This is a genomic window from Hymenobacter sp. NBH84 (assembly GCF_014217645.1).
GTDB classification, from domain to species: Bacteria; Bacteroidota; Bacteroidia; order Cytophagales; family Hymenobacteraceae; genus Hymenobacter; species Hymenobacter profundi.
In genome coordinates, this window is record NZ_CP043646.1 from 117,188 (window position 1) to 137,232 (window position 20,045).

Annotated in this window: 19 protein-coding genes; 15 read left to right on the top strand and 4 right to left on the bottom strand. The window is 61.1% G+C overall.

From position 1 onward, the window contains the following. Window positions 1-45: 45 nt before the first annotated feature. The 4 genes from F1C16_RS21350 to mobC (F1C16_RS21365) form a co-directional block, all read right to left on the bottom strand. The gene (locus F1C16_RS21350) at window positions 46-1,845 is read right to left on the bottom strand and encodes a DUF3945 domain-containing protein (RefSeq protein WP_084549024.1); all 1,800 of its coding nucleotides are present in this window, start codon (window positions 1,843-1,845) and stop codon (window positions 46-48) included. A gap of 206 nt (window positions 1,846-2,051) precedes the next feature. Next, entirely contained in the window at window positions 2,052-4,061 is a 2,010-nt protein-coding gene (gene mobC / locus F1C16_RS21355) for a conjugal transfer protein MobC (protein WP_073285618.1), read from the bottom strand. 129 nt (window positions 4,062-4,190) lie between these two features. Next, window positions 4,191-5,060 (bottom strand): relaxase/mobilization nuclease domain-containing protein, encoded by an 870-nt coding sequence (locus tag F1C16_RS21360; RefSeq protein ID WP_073285621.1) that lies wholly within the window; start codon window positions 5,058-5,060, stop codon window positions 4,191-4,193. Further along, window positions 5,057-5,380 carry a plasmid mobilization relaxosome protein MobC gene (gene mobC / locus F1C16_RS21365; RefSeq protein WP_073285624.1) on the bottom strand — a complete coding sequence of 108 codons (324 nt, stop codon included), beginning with the start codon at window positions 5,378-5,380 and terminating at the stop codon, window positions 5,057-5,059. The genes F1C16_RS21360 and mobC (F1C16_RS21365) overlap by 4 nt, the downstream gene beginning before the upstream one ends. A gap of 790 nt (window positions 5,381-6,170) precedes the next feature. Here mobC (F1C16_RS21365) and F1C16_RS21370 point away from each other — a divergent pair. The 15 genes from F1C16_RS21370 (at window position 6,171) to traM (ending at window position 19,988) form a co-directional block, all read left to right on the top strand. Continuing rightward, window positions 6,171-6,968: a ParA family protein gene (locus tag F1C16_RS21370; RefSeq protein WP_185284589.1), complete on the top strand. Its 798-nt coding sequence runs from the start codon at window positions 6,171-6,173 to the stop codon at window positions 6,966-6,968. An 11-nt stretch (window positions 6,969-6,979) separates the two neighbouring features. Continuing rightward, on the top strand, window positions 6,980-7,672 hold the full coding sequence (locus F1C16_RS21375) for a hypothetical protein (protein WP_073285629.1): 693 nt from the start codon (window positions 6,980-6,982) through the stop codon (window positions 7,670-7,672). A 202-nt stretch (window positions 7,673-7,874) separates the two neighbouring features. Then, complete coding sequence (locus F1C16_RS21380; protein WP_073285632.1) at window positions 7,875-9,710, top strand: sensor histidine kinase; 1,836 nt, start codon at window positions 7,875-7,877, stop codon at window positions 9,708-9,710. A gap of 34 nt (window positions 9,711-9,744) precedes the next feature. Next, window positions 9,745-10,506 carry a LytTR family DNA-binding domain-containing protein gene (locus tag F1C16_RS21385; protein ID WP_073285634.1) on the top strand — a complete coding sequence of 254 codons (762 nt, stop codon included), beginning with the start codon at window positions 9,745-9,747 and terminating at the stop codon, window positions 10,504-10,506. Between the two features lie 98 nt (window positions 10,507-10,604). Beyond that, window positions 10,605-10,907, top strand: a complete 303-nt coding sequence (locus F1C16_RS21390; protein ID WP_073285637.1) for a hypothetical protein — start codon at window positions 10,605-10,607, stop codon at window positions 10,905-10,907. A gap of 359 nt (window positions 10,908-11,266) precedes the next feature. Beyond that, a complete protein-coding gene (locus F1C16_RS21395; RefSeq protein WP_073285640.1) occupies window positions 11,267-12,076 on the top strand; it encodes a hypothetical protein in 810 nt (269 codons plus the stop codon). A gap of 44 nt (window positions 12,077-12,120) precedes the next feature. Beyond that, window positions 12,121-12,438 carry a DUF4134 domain-containing protein gene (locus F1C16_RS21400; RefSeq protein WP_073285643.1) on the top strand — a complete coding sequence of 106 codons (318 nt, stop codon included), beginning with the start codon at window positions 12,121-12,123 and terminating at the stop codon, window positions 12,436-12,438. 10 nt (window positions 12,439-12,448) lie between these two features. Next, entirely contained in the window at window positions 12,449-12,781 is a 333-nt protein-coding gene (locus F1C16_RS21405) for a DUF4133 domain-containing protein (RefSeq protein WP_073285645.1), read from the top strand. A 27-nt stretch (window positions 12,782-12,808) separates the two neighbouring features. Next, a complete protein-coding gene (locus F1C16_RS21410; protein WP_073285648.1) occupies window positions 12,809-15,295 on the top strand; it encodes a TraG family conjugative transposon ATPase in 2,487 nt (828 codons plus the stop codon). Between the two features lie 32 nt (window positions 15,296-15,327). After that, entirely contained in the window at window positions 15,328-15,975 is a 648-nt protein-coding gene (locus F1C16_RS21415; RefSeq protein WP_073285651.1) for a hypothetical protein, read from the top strand. A 30-nt stretch (window positions 15,976-16,005) separates the two neighbouring features. After that, complete coding sequence (locus tag F1C16_RS21420; protein WP_139252275.1) at window positions 16,006-16,647, top strand: hypothetical protein; 642 nt, start codon at window positions 16,006-16,008, stop codon at window positions 16,645-16,647. Between the two features lie 36 nt (window positions 16,648-16,683). Beyond that, window positions 16,684-17,013 (top strand): DUF3876 domain-containing protein, encoded by a 330-nt coding sequence (locus F1C16_RS21425; protein ID WP_073285657.1) that lies wholly within the window; start codon window positions 16,684-16,686, stop codon window positions 17,011-17,013. A gap of 30 nt (window positions 17,014-17,043) precedes the next feature. Beyond that, window positions 17,044-18,132: a hypothetical protein gene (locus tag F1C16_RS21430; RefSeq protein WP_073285658.1), complete on the top strand. Its 1,089-nt coding sequence runs from the start codon at window positions 17,044-17,046 to the stop codon at window positions 18,130-18,132. Between the two features lie 39 nt (window positions 18,133-18,171). After that, complete coding sequence (gene traK, locus F1C16_RS21435; RefSeq protein ID WP_073285660.1) at window positions 18,172-18,786, top strand: conjugative transposon protein TraK; 615 nt, start codon at window positions 18,172-18,174, stop codon at window positions 18,784-18,786. A 152-nt stretch (window positions 18,787-18,938) separates the two neighbouring features. Next, entirely contained in the window at window positions 18,939-19,988 is a 1,050-nt protein-coding gene (gene traM, locus F1C16_RS21440; protein ID WP_185284578.1) for a conjugative transposon protein TraM, read from the top strand. Window positions 19,989-20,045 lie beyond the last annotated feature (57 nt).

The window sequence follows — 20,045 nt, forward strand, 5'->3', positions numbered from 1 at the left end:
CGGGCTTGGGGTGAATAGATGATGGCGTGGAAGCAGTTGGCCCGCTTAGTGGCGCGGCCCCCGGGTTTTCACCTGCGTCGTTTGCTCCTTGGCCGGCGTGGCCACCACCGTCTTGGTAGCACCCGGTACCGTTTGCTGCACCTGCGGCGCCTGGTGCTGGATTAGCTCGTGCGCGGCGGGACGCACCTCGATGCAGGCCTTGGCGGCATTTACCTGCACGGTGCCGTCGAACTGCCGGCCGCCGTCGCCGCTGGCCATGTTGGCCAGGGCCACGACTTTGCCCTCGCGCAGGTCGTAGCTCTGCTCAGGCGTAAGCTTGACGCCGGCAATGGTATCGTGCAGCGTCACCTTGTCCTCGGGCAGAATCACCACCTTGTTCATGGCCTTGTCCACGGCTACGTAACCGTTGTAGGTGCGGCCCTGCTCGTCCTTGAGGCCACGCAGCAGGCCGGCGTTGCCCTCCGTTTCCAGCCGCTGCCGCTGCTCGGGCGTGAAGGGCATTCCTCCAATCTCATTGGGAATCACCAGCCGGGCCTGGGGCAACTCCATTTTCAGGGTAGCCGTGCCGTCAGCTTCGCGGCGCAGCACCATCTTCCCCGCAAACCGAACGGGGTCCTGATCCGGCCGGCCCGTTACCTGCATGGCCAACAAGTCGGTTTGCCGCCCGCTCAGCAGCTTTTCCAGCTGCCCGCTCTGCTCCAGCGTCTGCAGGGTCAGACCCAACGAAGCCAGCACCTGCTGCGGCACGTCGCTGGCCTGGAATGGCGGGGCGACGGGGGGCGACGGAGTTGCCCTCTCGGCCGGGGCCGGCTTAGCGGCGTCGGCGACGGCCACTGCGTAGGCACCTATGGCAGCTGGCGCCTGGTCGGGCAGAACTTCCGCCTGGGCAGTGCCCGCCTTACGGAGCAGGCGCGCCTGCAAATCCTGGCGGGTTTGCTCGTAGTCCACTTCCAGGTGCTGCCGGGTTTTTGGGCCGCCATTTAGATGGGCATAGAAGTTCTTCAGAAAGGCTGACGCCGGGTTGCCGCTGGTGTCGATGTCAAAAATGCTTTTCCCGTCGCGCAGCACCTGCTCGGTGGTCCTGCCCTGCTGCTGGGCCAGCTGCTGCACGCGCTGCTCGGCTGCGGCCTGCTGACCCTGCTCCGGAACGGTTAGCGCGTGCTTGGGCACGGCCGCGAGCTGGGCGCTCAGTGCGTCCCACTGCCCGGCGCCGAATGCCTGCCGCACCTGCTTGCTGCGTGGGGGCTCGTAGCCGTCATCGTAGCCCGCCTCCTGCCGGCGGGCGGCCGCCTGCTCCGGCTTTTCCATCACGCCCACGCCATTCCCTATCTGCCGGAAGCCCTGTAATGTCGCCTCCAGCTGACCCAGTTTGTTGGATTCGGGGTCGTAGCTGACCGCAAAGCCCCCCGTGAGTTTGCCCGCCGGGTTGCGCTCGAACTGCAGCGCGCCCACGGCCACGCCGGCTTCCCGGAGTTGGTCGAGGTAAGCGCGCATTTCCAGCAGCGGAGCTACCTCATCACCCTTCTGCTGCCAGGTGATGCGCAATTCGCCCACGGGCGCTGTAGCCATTGCATCGGTAGCAGGGTCGGCAGTGGGGGCCTCCTGCCCCTCCCCTACCGTTGCGGTCTGCGCCTGCGGGTCCTTGCTCGGCTGCTCATTGGGCGTCAACGCCGCAGGAGCTGTATCCCCGGCCGGCGCAACGCCTGGAGGTAGGGCCACCTCCTCGGCCTGGGGTACGGGTAGCGGCGGGGTTTGCGCCTGCCCAGTAGTCAAAGATTCGTTTGCGTCGCTGGCCTTTATCTGGGGCAACGACGCTGGGGTCATCTCGTCATCTTGCTCAGCCATTGGAAAGTGAAATAGAGGAAGGAAAAAGCCACCCTGACCGCTTAGCACGGGGCCGGGCAGCCCGGAATTCGACTTGTGCAAACCTATCGGCCACCACTAGGCGCGGAGCAGAAACTTGACGAGTGGTCAGAATTGGGGGGGTAAGGTGCCGGCTGGGTACACGAACGGCATCCTCAGGCAGGCCCACCACCGCACTATAAATGATTCTACTGCTCGGCCTTTTCCTTAATCAGATGGCGCAATGCTGGGTCCTGCTTGATGCGGGTCAGCTCGCGGGCGCATAGCTCTTTCACGTCCGTTTTCACCCGGTTGAAGTTGGCCTTAATCATCTCCTCGGCCTCGTCCTTGCCCGTAGTCGGATTGATGAAGCTGGTAATATCAGGGATGGGCTGGTAGCCGCTGGCTTCCGCCGCTACGGCCTTCACGTCTACCTGGATGCGGGCGTGAAACACCTTCTGGTCGATTTCCTCGCCGAAGTTGTCGGCTACCGCTCCCACGAAATTACCCTGGGTGAGGTTGGCAATGGTGCTGGCCGGAATCATGCTGTCCATCTGCGTGGAAAGGCTGGTGCTCGTCTCACGCATGTTGATGCTCAGGCTCTGGCGCCGCTGCAGAATCTTGCCGAACCGCTCGCTTAGCCACTTGCCGCTATTGCCCGATACCTGCCCGCTGAACACGTTGCCCACCGTGTTCTTGATGACCTCGGCCTCCTTCTGCCCGTAGTCGCGCTCCAGCTGCGAGAAGTCCTGGAAGCCCAGACAGGTGCTCACCTTGTTGCTGCGGGCCGTGGCAATGAGGTTATCGAGGCCCTTGAAGTAAATGGTGGGCAACTCGTCAATGATCAGCGACGACTTGCGCTTGCCCTTCTGGTTGACCAGCTTCACCAGCCGGGCGTTGTAGAGGCCCAGCGCGGCCCCGTAGATGGCTTGGCGCTCGGGGTTGTTGCCCACGCACAACACCTTGGGCTCCTCGTTGCTGTTGATGTCGAGCGTAAAGTCGTTGCCCGACATCACCCAGTAGAGCTGGGGCGAAGCCAGCCGGCTCAGCGGAATCCGGGCGCTGGCAATCTGCCCTTCCAGCTGCTCAATGGCGTCCTTCTGAAAGGCCGATACGAAAGGCTTCACCAGATTCTCAATTTCCGGGTACGAGGCCAGCACCGGGAAAATCTCCTCGTAGTCGCGGCTCAGAAACTCGATAACGTGGGGAAAGGTGCAGTACTTGCCCTTCTCGAACAGCTTCAGAAACCAGATGATGGCCGCCACGAAGTTGATGGGTGACTCCACGAAAAAGTCCCCCTGCTTCTGAATCCAGCTCTTGTTCAGGTTCAGCATGATGGTCGACGCGCTTTCGTAGGCGTCCACGATGTCGGTCATCAGCTCGGGCAGCAGCGGGTTGCAGCGGTGGCTTTTGCGCGGGTTGTCGAAGTTGATGACATAGAAGCCCACCGGCCTATCGAACTTGTCCTGGTGACGCAGCAGCGTGTTGTAGCAGATGCGGCTCAGGTCGTCAAACTTGTAGTCGTAGATGTACATGCAGAAGCCCTTGGCTAGGTGCTGCCGGATAAACTCGTTGATGATGGCAAAGCTCTTGCCCGAGCCGGGCGTGCCCAGCACCATCGTGGCCCGGAACGGATTCACCACGTTTAGCCAGCCGCGGTGCTTCTTGCCGCGCAGCCAGTACTCGGTGCGCAGATTCACCGAGTACTCGTTTTCCATCAGCCGCTCCTCCTGCGGGAAGCTCTCGTTTTCCTTGTTGAAGATGTCCTTCAGCAAGTCGTTGTTGAACAGCCGGCTCAGCCACGCCCCGGCGCTCAACAAGAGCAGAAAGCCAACCGTCAGCAGTCCGGCGTAAAGCACCGTCGTCAGCCCGGCTCCCAGCGTCAGCCCGCGCACTGCATCCGCCCCGAAGAGCAGCAGCAGCCCCAGCGCGGCGGAGCCCGCCACCGTCCGGCCTTTGAGCTCTTGGTTAGCCCGCCCCCGCGTGCCCAGGCAGCTGAGCAGCAGGAATACCACGGCCAGGCTCTTGCTGACCCAGCTGGCTTTGAACAGAAAGGTATTTCGCGTGAAGCTCTCCAGCAGGTGCTCCACCACGTCGGTCGTCCAGCCCAGAGAGCGGAAGTAGCCGAAGCAGTAATAGTAGATGTTTATGGCCAGCAGCCCAATGGCAAACAGGCGCATAAACTCCATGATTTTCCGTAACCCCTTTTCGTCTTCCATTGCTTGAACCGCTTGGTGAATCAAGCAACTTACCGCCCCGCCTTACCTCTGGCACGGATTACTTGACGAGCGGTTCAAAGTCAGCGGTGAGATGCACGCTCAGCACACGAAGGGTGACACCCCCTGCCCCTACTGTCTACGCCCCTTCCGGCGGACTTGCTTCGGCCGTACAGGCGGCGCCGGCTGAGGCAGCGTGGTTGCTACCTCGGGACGAGCCTTCCGCTCAGCTTCCGGCTCCCTAACCGGCTTCACGGATGCCGCCAGGGCCTCCCGCAGCTGCGCCCCTTTGTAGCCTACTTCCTGGCCCCTCAAAGCCACTCCTTCCGTTTCAAAGCTAACGCCGCGCAATACCCCGCCCTTGTCGTGGGTGTAGCGAATCTCGATGGCTAGTTTTTGCAATTGCAAAGCCAGCCACTGCTCCCCTTCCCTATCCGACTGCTGCAGCAGCTGCGCCAGCGCCTGACTTACCCGCTGCCGCGCCACCTCCTTGGTGGGGTCTAGTGTCTTCAAACTACGCCGCCTTTCGGGTAGCGGGTCCATGCCCAGCTCCTGGCTTATCTGCCGCGTGACGGCTGGCTGCCGGTAAAAATTATTATCCGTTCGCAACGCCGGGCCGCCGTCAATCGGCACCCGGTTCAGGTAGATGTGCACGTGGGCGTGCTGCTTGTCCCGGTGCTCATACACGACCATCTGGTGCCGATCAATCGGTGCTCCCATCAACTCACAATAGCGCTTGGCCGCCGCCACCTTTTGCGCCTGACTCACGGCTTCCCCGGCCTTCCACGAAAGGACCGTATGCCACACGGGTTTCCGCACGCGCTTGCTCCGGGCCGCCACGGCCTGCATATCCTGCGCCATCTCTTTCGGGCTTCCTGGAATTACGTTGGAGACCACTAAAAGTGGCGCCTCCCCTGGCTCCTTACCCCTCCCCTGCCGCTGCCCAGCCCCGTAAGTCAGCGCGCCCTCAAAGTCGCTACCCGTGGTTGTTTTCGCAATCATATCAGGTAGCCTCTAATAATTGTCAGCGCCTCTAACAGCTGCGCCTCATGGTTGCTAAACGACTTACCAGCCTGTGCCAGACGCGCAATCTGATTAAGGTTAGTACCAATGCCAACCAGCTGCCGTCGCAACTCCGCCGGTACGCTTTCTTTTATCTCTACCCCCCGTCCAACGTCCCGCAAATACGCTGATACCTTCTTGTAGCCAGCAGCCTTAGCCTTCTCCTGCAGCTCCTTTTTCTCATCCGGGCTTACGCGCACATCAATGCGCAAAGTGCGCGCAGCCTCGGCAGTTGTTTCATCTGGCTTCTCTGATTCCATAAGCTACTTACGGCGCTTCGTGAAGAATGGCTACTGAATAGTAATGTTCACCATTCACGCAAATCTAAGCAGCTAGAGCTAGCAAGCCAAGCTATGTGAGCCTGCGAACATGGCGGTGTCATTGTTTGGGCAAACGAATTTTGTCCGGACAATGACATGGCTTGCTGGTCGATGAACGAGCAGATTGAACGAGGACGTTGAATGGGGCTAGGACTATAACTAGCGCGCTTCTTTGCATCATTGCTTCCTTGCTTCAATGAAGCACTTAAAACACGAATTAAACTTGGTGATGAAGGACCAGAACATTTGAATACACATTGCTGCTGTCTACTGCAATTTCTGCTTCAAAGAATCGGTGCTTCATTGCTTCATTGCGTCACACGCAGCGTTTATACTACTTGCAAAAGTACCACATTACTGTTGCTTCGGCGCTTCATTGCTTCAATACAGATTTATCAAATTTTTATTTTATGCTTCAGTGCTTCATTACTTCGACGCTTCAGATTGCTCATACTTCAATGCTTCAATGAAGCATTGAAGTATTGCCGCGCTGATAGCCTGCTTCGATACTTCGATAATTCAACGAGGCTATGTATCTTTGATGGCTTGCTTCTTTGCTTCAGTAACTCGCGGACATTTAGAAGCTCTGAAGCACAGAAGCACAGAAGCACAAAAGCACAAAAGCAAAGGATCAATGCTTCATTGACACATTGCAACTTTGAAGCATTGACGCATTATGAACCGACTACCACTTTTTTAAAACCACTCACCTAATGAAAACACTCGGGTAATTGCCTTTGCCACTCAGAAGGGTGGGGCTGGCAAATCCACCATCGGCACGCACGTCGCCTCGGCGCTCTGCTATCTCTACGGTTACAAAGTGGCGATGCTTGACTGCGACTATCCGCAGAACACCTTGCACGCCTACCGCAACCACGAGCAGCAGCTTTTGCAATCCGACGTGGCTTTTCAGGAGCGGCTCATCAAGCAAGGGGTAACGCCTTACCCGATTGCTATTTCGAGCGTTGAAAAGGCCGTTGAGGCGATTGACACCCTGGCCGAGAAAGAGTTCGATTTTATCCTGGTGGATACGCCTGGTACGGTCAACGTTGTGGGGTTGAGCGAACTGCTGGAGCGAGTAGACTACATCTTTCTGCCCATGGAGCCGGATATGGGAACCATTGCCTCCACGATGTCCTACATGCACATTCTGGGCAACTTCACCCATAGGCAGCGGCCGGAATCCAACCTGGCAGGCTTTTACGCCTTCTGGAACAAGTTTCTCAAGGCGGAGAAGCGGACGGTTTACACGAAGACCGCCGAGCTGTTTCGTGAAAAGGGCTATCCGCTGCTCAACAGCCGGGTGGAGTCGCTGGTCAGCATCAAGGACAAGCGCTCCACGATGTTTCCTATGCCGGAAAAGGAGTTGGGCAAACTCGGCCTGGGCAGCCTGATTACCGAAATTCTGGAATTGGTGCTCGGCAAGGGCGCGGTTACCCCCTCGGGCAAGACCATTGACTTCACGCCCACGGAATTCGAGCAGCCGGCCCCCGCTGCCCTTGAAACCTCCGACGACAACGCTAAATAACGCCCGCTCCCATGGCCAAGAAAACCACCGAATCCAAAGAAGCCGCGGCCGAGCGGCGCCAGCGTGAACTTGCTGCCCTTACTTCGGGCGTTGCTGCTTTCAGCCTGATGGGCGACGCCCCCCGGCCAGCGGCGCCGGCACCGGCGCCTGCCGAAGCATCCGCACCTGCCGTTGCGGAGACTCCTGCCGCGCCGTCGACGCCCCCCGCGGCTGAAGTTGCTCCGCCCGCTGCGGCAAAGGAACCAGCGGGAAAAAAGGCGACGCCTGCGCCAGAGGTGGCGGCCGTGCCCGTGGCACCCGTTCAGGCGGTAGAACCCGCAGCAGCGGCATCGGCACCGGTAGGGGGGGAGCCGCGCGCGGCCGCCCCCACACCACTGCCTTCGCCAGCTCCGGCCAGCGCGCCGGAAGAGGAAGACGGGGAGGAAGCCGAGGAGGAGTTTCCCGTTGCCCCGCCGGTCGCGGCGAGTGGGGAGCTTGACTTGGCGCAGCTGTTCGTGCCTTCGGCGGAGAAGAAGACGACCACCCTGCGCATCACGGCCGACCACCAGCAGTATTTTACCCAGCTCGGCTTTATCCTGGGCGGGGGCGCGTCGGCCCCGGATATCATTCATAACATTCTGAATCGCTTTCGACAGGAGCACGAAGCGCAGCTGCAGAAGGCGATGAAAAAGCAGATCCGCCAGATGATGGCACCTAAAAAATAGGGCAGCACTGGTATCCCAGGGCTATTCCATACGTATAGCGGCCGGCTCACCTTCCGTGGTTGAGCTGGCCGTTCCGTTTCCCGCTCTGGCCTTTTCCCAATGCTCCACTTACCGGTGGGGGAGGGGAGAAGCTCTACTACCACCCCGCTATGTCTACACAAACCTTATATCCGTCATTACCTTACTCACAATCCGTTACCGCGTGAAGGGCGGTGCTATCTGGGCCGTGCTCGGCCTGCTACTCGTCAGCCCCGGCGCCCGGGCCAATACCCGGACGCCATCTTCCGATAAGACGCCGCAGACCATCGACTCGCTACGAGCCTTGGTGCGCCACGCCCCACTGCCCGACTCCGTTCGCTTTCAGGCGCTGTTGGCATTAAGCGATAAGCTATTTGCCCAGGATGTGGCCGAAGGTCGCCGGGTAGGGGAGCAGGCAGTAACGTTTGCCCGGCGCCGGCTTGACTGGTCAGGGGCAGCCGACGCCTTGTATCAGCTGGTGGTAAACTGTGAGCGGGCTGCCGACTACGTGGCCGCCATGCACTACAGCCAGCAGGGCGTGGAGCTCACTCGTGCGCACCGGCCCCGCGACCAGTGGCGCTTCACCCAGTGCCTGGGCCTGGTGACCGTGGATACCAAGGATGCGGCCGGTGGCCTGCGCTACCTGCGCCAGGCTTACCGGCAGCAGGCCGCTACCCCCTCGGTAGGGCCCCGCGAGCGGGGTGGCCTGCTGCTGAACCTGGCCAATACCTTCCTGGTGCTGCAGCGCTACGATTCGGTGCTTCACTACGCCACGCGGGCTTTGCCTTACATGCAGCGCGCGGCCGACGCCCGGGGCCTGGGTTACGTGTACCAGTTTCGGGGCGAAGTGTATGCCAAGCTGATGCCCCGCTCGCGGGCCAGCCTGGCGGCCGCGGCCACGAACATGCAGCGGGCCCTGCGCATCATGCAGCGCTACCGCTACCAGCCGCAGGCAGCCAGCTCGGCGCTTTCGCTGGCGCGCGTGTATCGCCTGCAGGGTCGGCCTCGGGCTGCCCAGCGCACGGCGGAGCTGGCCTTGGCCCTGGCCCGCGCGGAGAAAATGCCCGAGTACGAAGCGGATGCCCTCTCCAGCCTTGCCTGGGCATATGCCGACCAGAAGCGTCCCGCTCGTGCGGATGAGCTCGACGCCCGGGCTGAGGATCTGCGCGATTCGCTCTTCAACGGCAATAAGGCGCAGGCCCTGGCCCAGCTGCAGGTGCGCTACGACGTGCAGCTGCTCACCGAGCAGAAAAAGGCGGCTGAGTTTGAACAGCGCAGCCAGCGGGCCCAGCTGCACTCGCTGTGGCTGCTGCTGGGCGGCCTTGCCACGACTGTAGGCGTGGGTGGGGGCCTGTACTGGCGGCTGCGGCGGCAGAAGGCCCTGCTGGCCCTGGCCAACCAGGCCAACTGCCGGGCCGTGGCCGAGAAGGAGGTACTGCTGCAGGAAATTCACCACCGCGTCAAAAACAACCTGCAGTTGGTCAGCAGCCTGCTGGCCTGGCAGCGCAGCACCCTGCCCGACCCCGTACTGCAGCAGGCCCTGGCCAGTTCGCAAGCCCGCATCCAGAGCATGGCCCTGGTGCACGAGTTTCTGTACCGGGCCGACAACCTCTCGCAGGTGCGCATGAACGAGTACCTGGGCGAGTTGCTGGAATCCCTCCACCGCTCGCTCACTACGCCTCAGCAGCGCATCCAGCTGAGCAGCAGCCTGGCGCCCCTGGTCATGGATCCCAAAGAAGCCAGCGCCCTGGGCCTGGTGGTGAATGAGTTGGTGACCAACGCCTACAAGCACGCCTTCCAGGACCGTGGTCATCTGCACGTGGCCCTGGAACAGACTGCCGCCGGCTTCCGGCTTACGGTGCAGGATGACGGGGTGGGCTTACCAGCGGCTGAAACGGCGCCCGAAACTCATTCGCTGGGCTTGCAGTTGGTGAATACCCTAGCTCGACAGCTAAAAGCCAGCGTGTCGACCGTTCCCATTCTTCCCACGGGCACCCAGGTAGTCGTGGCCAGCGTTTGATGCCGGCCCATCACCTCGCCCCTTATTCCACTCTATGGCCACCATCCTCATTGTTGAAGACGAACTGCTGATTGCCGCCGAGATTGAACGCGCCTTGGCCCGGCTGGGCCACACGCCCCTCCCGCCCGTGGACAACAGCGACGAAGCGCTGAGTGTACTGGCCGCCCAGCCCGTGGAGCTGGTGCTGATGGACATCAACATTGCCGGCGACTGCGACGGCATCGCGGCCGCGCTGCTCGTGCGGCGGCAGTTTGCCGTGCCGGTGGTATTTCTGACGGCACGCTCCGATTCGGCCACCCTGAACCGGGCCAAGCTGGCCCAGCCCTACGGCTTTCTGGTCAAGCCCTTCACCGATGATTCGCTGCGGGTGCAGATTGAGTTGGCCCTTTTCAACGCCTACCAGGCGGGGCCGGTGGGGCCGGTGCTGGACACGGCCGACGCCGGCACGGAGGTGCTGGGCCCCGCCGAGCGCTGCCCCAAGTTCAAGGACTACCTGTTCGTGCGTAAGGGCTCAGGTCACGTGAAGGTGCTGCTCAGCGACATTCTCTATTTTGAGGCCCTGCAAAACTACGTGCGCCTGCACACGGTGCGGGAGCGGTTTGTGTTCGACTCCACCCTTAAGGAGCTGGAGCAAAAGCTGCCCGACCAGTTTTTCAAAACCCACCGCTCCCACATAGTAAACCTGGACCACGTGCAGGCCTATGAGGAAAGTAGTGTGCTGCTGGGTACCGAATACGTGCCGGTGAGCCGCTCCTGCAAGGACGAGCTAAAGAGCCGCATTCACTTGGTAGGGTAGTCACGCCACACCACTATCCCCGTTTTTTGCTGCCCGGCTGGACGGCGACTGTCAGTAGTTTATCTTCGGCCTAGTATCTACGCCATTCTATCCAATCGATGAAAACACCCGAGGAACGCCACGCGCACCTGGAAACCTCCAAGGCCATGCTGGATGAGGCAATGAACGAGGCCGGGCTCAGCAACGGCAGTCAGGGGTCGGACCGGCTGGATGAGTTCACCAGCAACCTCAATAAGCTGGCCGCTTCCAAAGCCATGGATGTGGCCAATGCCCGGCTGGGCGAGTTTGAAGAGGCATTGACTGCGGCCGGGCTGCCAGCGGATGCCGTTGTGGCGGAAACTGAAGACTGCAGGACCGAACTCATCCACCACCTGCGGCAACTAATCCGCGAACGACTCTAACGAGTGAGCTCCTATGTGGGCCGCTACAACCCACCGGGGACCGGGCCAATTGGCTTGTTCTCCGGTGGGTTGTTGTGCTTGGGGGAATGACGGGGCCCTGCTTGGCCCGGAGCACATCGTGCCGGGGCTGGTCAGGTCCATGGGAGGCAACAGAGATGAGGCCATTCAGCGCGAAAACGGCTAGGAAAGGTCTTCCATTCGTGTAGAGTCGCTGCACCTCACCACCCGATTTTAACCGTTCGTCAACTTTCTACTAATCGGGTTTCGGGGCCGGATAGGTTTGCACAAGTCAAACCTGAGGGTTTGGCACGTTCACGCTCAGGTCGGCCGACCCGAGGTGCCACGCTTGATTCCTGCCGATGCTCAGTGCTTATTCCTGGAGCCAGTTTGGCCTGTTTATGCTGGTCGTGGTTCTGCTCTACTACCTGGTAGTCGGGTTACTCTACTACCGCGCCGAACTCGCCCCGCTACTCGCACTCGGTAAGCGCGGCGCGGGCAGCACTCCGGCCCCCACCACGGCTCCGCCCGCCCTGGTACGCCCGACCTCAGCCTTTGCGTCGCCGCAACCCGCTGCCGCCGAGGCAGCACCAGCAGCTACAGTAGAAGAGGAGGGAGCCGCTGAGAACCTGCCCTCTACCACTGAATCAATTGTGGAAGGCCAGTTGCCGGCCTCCACCGCCACGGCCACCGGCCAGGACCAGAGTGCCGACGACAGTACGCCCATGGGTGCTGCTTCGGCCTCGGCGGAGGAACAAGCCACAGCGCAGGACCAGACCCGGACCGAAGCCCCTGATCAGGCCGATGAACGCCTGGCCGAACTGGTGCGGCGCGAGGCCCACGCCGAAGCGGACCCGCCGGCGGCCGTCGACCAACCCGCTGAACTCCTCGACGCCGAGCCCGCGCTTCAGCAGCGGCTGCCGGTGAGCTACGAGCCGCTGGCTTCATTCGAGGAGCCGGTGGCCTCCCCGCTGGACATCATCACCGCCGGGCCCGCGCCGCGGCTGGTGGCCGCCGAATCCGTCAGCGAGTACATCGCCCTGCTGCAGGCGGGCCAGAATCCGCCCGCCCCGGCCGCCCTGCAGGGCAGCTGCCTGGCCGAGCAAATGGCCCAGCACCTGGAAGAATACCAAGCCGAGTTGGCCGCCCTCTTCGGGGCCGACGAGCTGTAGTGCCCGGCCGGCCCATCCCCCACGTCTCATTCTTTCCCATTCGTATGAACCAGAAGCGTTTTAGTACCTCGCTGGCCATCTTGGCCCTGCTCCTTAGCTCGCACCTGCTCTATGCCCAAACCGGGGGCGGCAACGGCACGGCCGGCATCCAGGATGCCACTACCCAGGTCACCAGCTACTTCGACCCGCTCACCAAGCTCATGTACGCCATCGGGGCGGTGCTGGGCCTGGTAGGCGCCATCAAGGTGTACAGTAAGTGGAACTCCGGCGACCAGGACACCCAGAAAACGGCCGTGTCGTGGTTTGGCTCCATGATTTTCCTGGTCATCGTGGCCACGGTGGTGCGCTCGTTCTTCCTCTAGTACCGGCGCCATGCCTGTCTATGACCTCAATCGCGGCATCAACAAGCCCGTCGAATTCAAGGGGCTGGTGGGCAGCAACATCTACTTTCTGGTAGCCGGCATCGGGCTGGTGTTTGCCCTGTTCGTGACCTGCTACCTGGCGGGCATGCCGCTGGTACTCACCGTGCTGCTCACTTTCCTGGCCGGGGGCGGCATGTGGGCCGGGGTATTTGCCCTGAACCGCCGCTTCGGCGAGCATGGTCTGATGAAAGCCGCCGCCCGCCGCTCCTCGCCCCGCTACATCACCAACCGGCACAGCCGCCTTTTCCAACGCCTCAACCAGGACCCGCCCGGCCGCGCGTAGCGGCCGGGGCGGGTGCTTTCCCTGCCTATGAGCAACAAGGTTCTGCCCTCCGTTTCCCTGGAATCCAAGCAGCCCATCTACAAGGTAGAGAAGGATTGCCTCGTCTCGAAAAACGCGGACGTGACGGTGGCGTTCCGCCTGGAGCTGCCGGAAATCTTCACCCTCTCGCGCGAGGACTACGCCCAGCTGCAAGCCGCCTTCGTAAAGGCCGTGCGCCTGCTGCCCGACCACTGCGTGGTGCACAAGCAGGACTGGTACGTGGAGGACAAGTACGCGCCCGGCTTCGAGGCCGAGCGTACGCTGCTCTCTGCGGCCTACGAGCGGCACTTCAACGAGCGGCCGTTCCTGAACCACTTCTGCTACCTCTACATCACCAAAACCTCGTCGGAGCGGCCCAACTGGGGCAGCACCTCGGGGCTGCTGGCCCGCCGCCACATCGTGCCCAAGGACATGCTCGACACGAAGGTGCTGGAAAGCTTCTTCGACAGCGTAGGCCAGTTCGTGCGCACGCTGGAAGGGGTGGGGCCTACCAACGCGCCGTTCATCCGCTCGCACCGGCTTACGTCGGATGAGCTGGCCGGTACCCAGGAAAAAGCCGGGCTGCTGGAAAAGTACCTCTCGCTGGACTTGTCCGACCAGGCCCTGCAGGTGGACCTGGATTTAACCAACGGGCTGAAGGTAGGGCAGGAGTTCTGCCAGATGTTCTCGGTGGCCAACCTCGACGACCTGCCCACCTCGGTGGAAACCGACATCCGCTACGAGGCCTACAGCACCGAGTACTCGGACTTCCCCATCTCGTTTGCCGCCCCGCTAGGGCTGCTGCTGGGTACCAGCCACATCCTGAATCAGTACGTGTTTCTGGACAACACCCAGAAAACGGTGAAAACCTTCGAGCAGAAGAAGGACCGGCTCAACTCCCTCTCGCTCTACTCCCGGCAGAACGCCATCAACGTGGAGTACTACCACGCCTTTCTCAACGAGCTAATTGCCCACAAGCGCCGGCCGGTGCGCGTGCACTGCAACGTGCTGACCTGGGGCCGCAGCGAGGAGGAGCTGACCGAGGTGCGCAAGTTGGTGAATGCTGCCTTCAACCAGATGAACTGCAAGCCCCGGCAGAACACCGTGGACATCGCTGCGCTCTACTGGGGCGGCATTCCGGGCAACGCCGGCGACTTTCCCGCGGAGGAAACCTTCTACACCTTCATTGAGCAGGCCGTGTGCTTCTGGGCCTCGGAAACCAACTACCGCTCCACCGGCGCCACCAAGGGCATCAAGCTCTCCGACCGCCTCACCGGCAAGCCCGTGCTGGTGGACATCTCCGACGAGCCAATGAAGCGGCAGGTCATCTTCAACCGCAACAAGTTCGTGCTCGGCCCCTCGGGCTCGGGCAAGTCGTTTTTCACCAACCACATGGTGCGCCAGTACTACGAGCAGGGCGCCCACGTGCTGCTGGTGGATACGGGTAACTCCTACAAAGGTCTCTGCGAGCTGGTGGGCGGGGTGTACTTCACCTACGAGGAGGATGCCCCGATTGCCTTCAACCCCTTCCTGATTTCGGGCAAGCTCGACGTGGAGAAGAAGGAAAGCATCAAAACGCTGCTGCAGGCGCTCTGGAAAAAGGACGACGAAACGGTCAGCCAGTCCGAGTACGTGTCGCTTTCCACGGCCGTGAGCCTGTACTACGTGATGCTCGAAGCCAACCCGGCTATTCAGCCCAGCTTCAACACGTTCTACGAGTTTGTGAAGGGCACCTACCGCAGGGTGCTGGAGGAGGAGAAGGTGCGCGAGAAGGACTTCGACATCGACAACTTTCTCTACGTGCTCGGACCCTACTACCGGGGCGGCGAGTACGACTACCTGCTCAACTCCGACAAGGAGCTGGACTTGGTGCAGGCCCCGTTCATCGTCTTCGAGCTGGACAACATCAAGGACCACCCCATCCTGTTTCCGGTGGTCACGCTCATCATCATGGAAACTTTCATCTCCAAGATGCGCAAGCTCAAGGGAGTGCGGAAGATGATCTTGATTGAGGAAGCCTGGAAGGCGCTGACCACGCCCGGCATGGCCGCCTACATCAAGTACCTCTTTAAGACGGTGCGCAAGTTCTTCGGCGAGGCCATCGTGGTCACGCAGGAAATCGACGACATCATCGGCAACGAGATTGTCAAGGACGCCATCATCAACAACTCCGACTGCAAGATTCTGCTCGACCAGCGCAAGTTCATCAACCGCTTCGAGGAGATTCAGGCCCTGCTCTCGCTCACGCCCAAGGAAAAAGACCTGGTGCTGAGCATCAACCGCGACAACCAGCCCGCGCGGGGCCGCTACACCGAGGTGTTTATCTCACTGGGTGGGATCGTGTCGAAGGTGTACGCCATCGAGGTGTCGAAGGAGGAGTACGTGACCTACACCACCGAGGAAACCGAGAAAGTGCGGCTGTTCGAGAAGCTGCGCCAGACCGGCGACATGCCTACGGCCATCAAGCTCTTCGCCGCCGAGCTGCGCGAAGGGTAGGGGAGTTAACCATCAACAAAAGGGAAAAAACCATGAAAGCGAAAGTCATCATCCTGGGCTTGGCCATACTCTCTTTCAGTGCCACGCAGGCCTCTGCTCAACTCGTGGTAACAGCCCCGGTGCTGGAAGTACAGTCCGGCGTGCAGACCGGCCTGCAGAACACCATGAAGGGCCTTTCCAAAGCCGCCAACGTGCTGGTAAAGGCCGGTGTGAAGGAGCAGGAACTCACCAAAGTATTCTCGGAAAAGAACCTGCAGCTGGCCAAGAACTGGTATGATGGACTGCAGCAGGTCAGCGCGACGGTGCGCACGTATCGGCGCGTGCAGTCCGTGTTTGAGAAGCAGGGGCAAATTATCCAGACCTACGCCACGGCCATTGAAACTCTGCGGCAGTCGCCCTATGTGCAGCCGGAGCAGCTTTCCACTATGACCAGCGTGTACTCGAAAATGCTGACGGAGGGCGCCAACACCGTTTCGGACCTGCAAACCATCGTCAGCCCGGCTATGCTCAAGATGACGGATGCTGAACGGATGCGCTTCATCGACAAGCTGGACGCGAAGATTTCCGACCAGTTGAGCCTTATCAACTACTACACCCAGCGCAACTACGTGCAGATGCACCTGGCGGAGCAGAAGGCCCAGGACACCCAGGCCCTTCACGCGCTGATGGGCGTCCGCTAACTACTTATCCACTCCTTATCTGCTCCCCCGATGAAAGCAATACCCAAGATGCTCGCCCTGGGCCTGACCCTGCTGGTGGGCCCAGCCTGCGCGCAAGCCGTTATATCGGCTCCGGTTGCCGAGCAAAGCTCGCGCAAACAGATTTTTCACCAGGGTGTGTCGACTACCCTGCTGGGGCAGGGCAAGAAGCTGGCTGGCGACATGAAAGTGGTGAGCGGCCAGATTAAGGGCATCATCGACAAGACCCAGCAGCTGCACGACCAATGGTACAGCAGCCTGCTCCAAATCAGCGCTGGGGTCCGCAACTACCGCCGGGTTCGGGAGATATATACGCACCAGAGCGAAATGATTAACCAATTCGCCGGTGCCATCCCAGAGCTGCGCGCCCAGCGGCTTACGCCCGCGCAGCTCAGCGAAGCCTCTACGGTCTACCAAAACATCCTGCAGGAGAACGTCGCCCTCCTTGGGGAGCTGGCCGGGGTGCTCAGCGCTAATAAGGCGAAGATGACCGACCCGGAGCGCATTGAGTTCATCGACAACATCGCCGACCGCATCAGCAAGCAGCACGATTTGATGAATTACTTCAGCAACAAGTGCCGGGCCATCGCGCAGCACCAAGCGCAGCAGGTGCGGGACCGCGAAGCGGTAAATGCTTTTATGACTGCCCGCTAAGGGGCATCCCTTCCTTTCACTTCCACTTTCGACCCGATGAAAAGCAAGCTAAATCAATTGCTCACAGCAGTTGCCGTCTTGACAATGGTGCTGTTCACCTCGTGTTCCTCCAACAGCGGAACAGCCCAATTCCTGGGTGAATGGCAATCAGTAGATAGCCCCGAGCGGCCGCATATGACTATCCAGGAGCGTGGAGATAATCTGACGCTGCTAGAAGGCAAAAAGGAATACCCGCTCACCTATGACAAGGACAATCACAAGCTCACGGTCAACACCGGATTTGGAGCTATGGACATCATCTACCTAGATGAGAAAAACCACCTTCTGGTTTCCGGGGAAGGGGAATATACCCAAGTAGCCAAGTAAATCTCTCGCTCTGTTTCTAACACTGCCCGCATGGACCCGACCGCAATTGATTTGAACATGGCCGTGTACGAGCAGAAGCTCGACGCCATTTACATCGAAATGCTCTCGTTCACCTCCCTGTTTATCAACTTGGGGCGGGCCATCGGGGGCATCGGAGCCCTGTTGTATATCAGTAGTAAGGTGTGGGGAAACATTGCCCGGGCCGAGCCTATCGACTTGTTTCCTCTGCTGCGGCCGTTTGCTATCGGTCTGGCTATCCTGCTGTTCGTGCCCCTGTGTAGTGCGTTGCGCGGCATCACCATGTCCGTAGCCCATGGCACCGATGCTATCCGGATGGGGCAATTGGCTGAAGTAAACCGGCTCACAGCAGAACGCGACCGTCTGGCCGCCGATGCGAAAGCCAGAGCCGATATGCAAATCAATGAGGAATACGAAAAGGAGTTGGGCAAGCTCGGGGCGCTGGACGTGGGCCGCAAGGCCAGTCTGGCTTTCAATCAGGTCCAGTACAGCGTGGGCCAGAACTTCCGGGAGTGGACCAAATCCATTCTGGAGTTGGGCGCGCTGGCCGCCAAGCTGGCCATTAGCCTCATTTCCACTTTCCTGTTGGTACTGCTCAGCGTCGCCGGCCCGCTAGCTTTTGGCATTGCTATCATTCCGGGATTTGGCGGGGGCCTCCTGAAGTGGTTCGGCTACTTCCTCACGATTTCGCTCTGGGTGCCGGTAGCCAACATTTATGCGGCGGTGCTGGCCCACGTCCAGGTAACAATGCTCAACGAGAATATCCGGCAGCTCAGCGCCGGCGGAAGCGTGGAATCGGCTGACATTGCCTATCTGTGTATGCTCGTGCTGGCCATCGTCGGGTACATCTGTGTCCCCAAGGCGGCAGATATGCTGATTGATGGCTCGGGTGTGGGCAGCGCGGCCACTTCGTTTATCACCACCACCACGGCCACCACGGCCGCCATTGCGGGCGCAGCCAGCGGGGCCGGCCTTCGGACCAGCGCGGGTGTAGCTCAGGGCGCAGCCGGCTGGGCTACCACCCAAAACATGTCGCGCAGTGAGGAGCTTGGCCACCGGGCCGGCATGGCCTTGCGCGAACGATTCAGCCGCAAAAGCTGAGTGGCCCGCTCTCCATCCTCCCACTAGTCCTTTCCAGCCATGTTCGCATCCCTGAAAACCATCGACTCCGCCTTCCAACAGGTCAAAACGCTGGCCCTGCTCTTCATCGTGGCGGTGCTGGTGCTGGCCGGCGCCATTGCCTACTTCGCGTTTCAGACGACCACCGCGGCCGCCAATCGCATCTACGTGCTGGAAGGCGGGCAGCTGCTTACGGCCGGCGCCCGGGATGCGCGGGCCAACCGGCCGGTGGAGGCCCGCGCCCACATTACACGGTTCCACGAGCTGTTTTTCACCCTGGACCCCGATCAGAAAGCCATCGACAGCAACGTGAACAAGGCGCTGTACCTGGCCGACAATTCTGCGAAGCGGCAATACGAGAACTTCAAGGAGAAGGGCTTTTACAACGACCTGATTGCCGCCAACATCAGCCTGGAAATGAGTGTGGACAGCGTAGTGATAACCAACTCACGCCCGTTGGTGGCGCGGTGCTACGGCCACCAGCGCGTTATCCGGGCCACCTCGGTGACCACCCGCAACTTCCTCTCGGAATGCTCCCTGCGCGACGTGACGCGCTCGGAGAATAACCCGCACGGCTTCCTGATGGAAAACTGGCGGGTTCTGCGCAACGAAGACCTCAGCACCCAGCCCCGCTAAGCCCCACCCGATGGAAACCAAACCGCACGACGCGCAATTTCTGCGCACCCGCAAGATGGCCACCTTCCTGCCGGTGGTGGGCGTCCCCTTTCTGGCCGTCATGTTCTACCTGGGCGGCGGCGGGCAGGGCGCGCCCGCCGAGGGCCCAGAACGTGCCGTCCGGCTTCAATACCACCCTGCCCACGGCCGAAAAAGGCTCCATCACCGCCAGCAAGCTCGAAGCCTACGCCAGCCCAGTGGATACCCTGCGCAACCGGGGCCTGGTCGATGCCCGTCTCGATACGGCGGCCGGCTCGGGTCTGTCGTACTCCATCGGCGCCGATGGCAAGCCCGGGCCTAACGGGTCGGTGGACAAGTCCGTGGTGGAAGCCCAGCAGCAGCTCATTGCCGCCCAGCAGGCCCAATTGAATGGAGGAACCACACCCGGCGCTGCGGCCGACCCAGCAGCGGCCCCCGGCGCCCTCACGCCCCAGGAGCAGCTGGAGCTGATGCGTAGCCAGCACGAGCGGGAGCTGGCCGAGAAGGACGCCCAGCTGCAGATGGCCCAGCTGCTGGCGCAAAGCAACAGCGGTGGGGGAGGGGTAGCCCGCCCGACCGCGCCGGCGGTGGCCAAAGCCAGGAAAAAAGCCCGCACCCGGGCTAATGTGGTCGATGAGGATGCCGTCGTTTCCCGGCTGGGCGGGGGCGGCACGGGCAGACGGCGCACGGCCTCGTTTACCGGTTTGGATGACGGCCATGCGGCTACCGAAGATGCCAACACTTTGCCGGCCGTCATTCACGAATCGCAGGAAGTCGTCAGCGGCTCGCTGGTGAAAATGCGTCTGACGGAATCGGCCGTGGTCAATGGCCGCACCCTACCGGCTAACACCTTCATCTACGGCAAGTGCAGCCTGGCCGGGGAGCGGCTGAACATCAGCATCGAAACGCTGAAAACCGGCAATCGGGTCTTTCCGGTGGCCCTCGAAGTCTACGACGTGGACGGCCTGGAAGGCCTGCACATCCCGGGCGCCATTACCCGGGACGCGGCCAAGCAGGCCGGCGCCGACGGGCTGAACGCCGCCGATGCCATCACCATGAGCGCCGACCCCACCCTGGCCCGCGGCCGGCGTCGCGGTTACCGCCGTCAAGGGCCTCGGCCAGAAGAAAATCCGCCTGGTCAAAGTGCGCCTGAAAGCTGGCTACCAGGTCATGTTGAAGATTGATAAATAAGCTACTATGAGAATCGCCCTTGCCCTCTGCACCCTGCCCTCAGCCTGGCC

What these genes read in the sequence shown, in the direction of transcription:
- F1C16_RS21350 (WP_084549024.1), bottom strand. Translation starts at nt 1,845, where the DNA reads ATGGCTGAGCAAGATGACGAGATGACCCCAGCGTCGTTGCCCCAGATA.
- mobC (WP_073285618.1), bottom strand. Translation starts at nt 4,061, where the DNA reads ATGGAAGACGAAAAGGGGTTACGGAAAATCATGGAGTTTATGCGCCTG.
- F1C16_RS21360 (WP_073285621.1), bottom strand. Translation starts at nt 5,060, where the DNA reads ATGATTGCGAAAACAACCACGGGTAGCGACTTTGAGGGCGCGCTGACT.
- mobC (WP_073285624.1), bottom strand. Translation starts at nt 5,380, where the DNA reads ATGGAATCAGAGAAGCCAGATGAAACAACTGCCGAGGCTGCGCGCACT.
- F1C16_RS21375 (WP_073285629.1), top strand. Translation starts at nt 6,980, where the DNA reads ATGGCCAAGAAAACCACCGAATCCAAAGAAGCCGCGGCCGAGCGGCGC.
- F1C16_RS21385 (WP_073285634.1), top strand. Translation starts at nt 9,745, where the DNA reads ATGGCCACCATCCTCATTGTTGAAGACGAACTGCTGATTGCCGCCGAG.
- F1C16_RS21390 (WP_073285637.1), top strand. Translation starts at nt 10,605, where the DNA reads ATGAAAACACCCGAGGAACGCCACGCGCACCTGGAAACCTCCAAGGCC.
- F1C16_RS21395 (WP_073285640.1), top strand. Translation starts at nt 11,267, where the DNA reads ATGCTCAGTGCTTATTCCTGGAGCCAGTTTGGCCTGTTTATGCTGGTC.
- F1C16_RS21400 (WP_073285643.1), top strand. Translation starts at nt 12,121, where the DNA reads ATGAACCAGAAGCGTTTTAGTACCTCGCTGGCCATCTTGGCCCTGCTC.
- F1C16_RS21405 (WP_073285645.1), top strand. Translation starts at nt 12,449, where the DNA reads ATGCCTGTCTATGACCTCAATCGCGGCATCAACAAGCCCGTCGAATTC.
- F1C16_RS21410 (WP_073285648.1), top strand. Translation starts at nt 12,809, where the DNA reads ATGAGCAACAAGGTTCTGCCCTCCGTTTCCCTGGAATCCAAGCAGCCC.
- F1C16_RS21415 (WP_073285651.1), top strand. Translation starts at nt 15,328, where the DNA reads ATGAAAGCGAAAGTCATCATCCTGGGCTTGGCCATACTCTCTTTCAGT.
- F1C16_RS21420 (WP_139252275.1), top strand. Translation starts at nt 16,006, where the DNA reads ATGAAAGCAATACCCAAGATGCTCGCCCTGGGCCTGACCCTGCTGGTG.
- F1C16_RS21425 (WP_073285657.1), top strand. Translation starts at nt 16,684, where the DNA reads ATGAAAAGCAAGCTAAATCAATTGCTCACAGCAGTTGCCGTCTTGACA.
- F1C16_RS21430 (WP_073285658.1), top strand. Translation starts at nt 17,044, where the DNA reads ATGGACCCGACCGCAATTGATTTGAACATGGCCGTGTACGAGCAGAAG.
- traK (WP_073285660.1), top strand. Translation starts at nt 18,172, where the DNA reads ATGTTCGCATCCCTGAAAACCATCGACTCCGCCTTCCAACAGGTCAAA.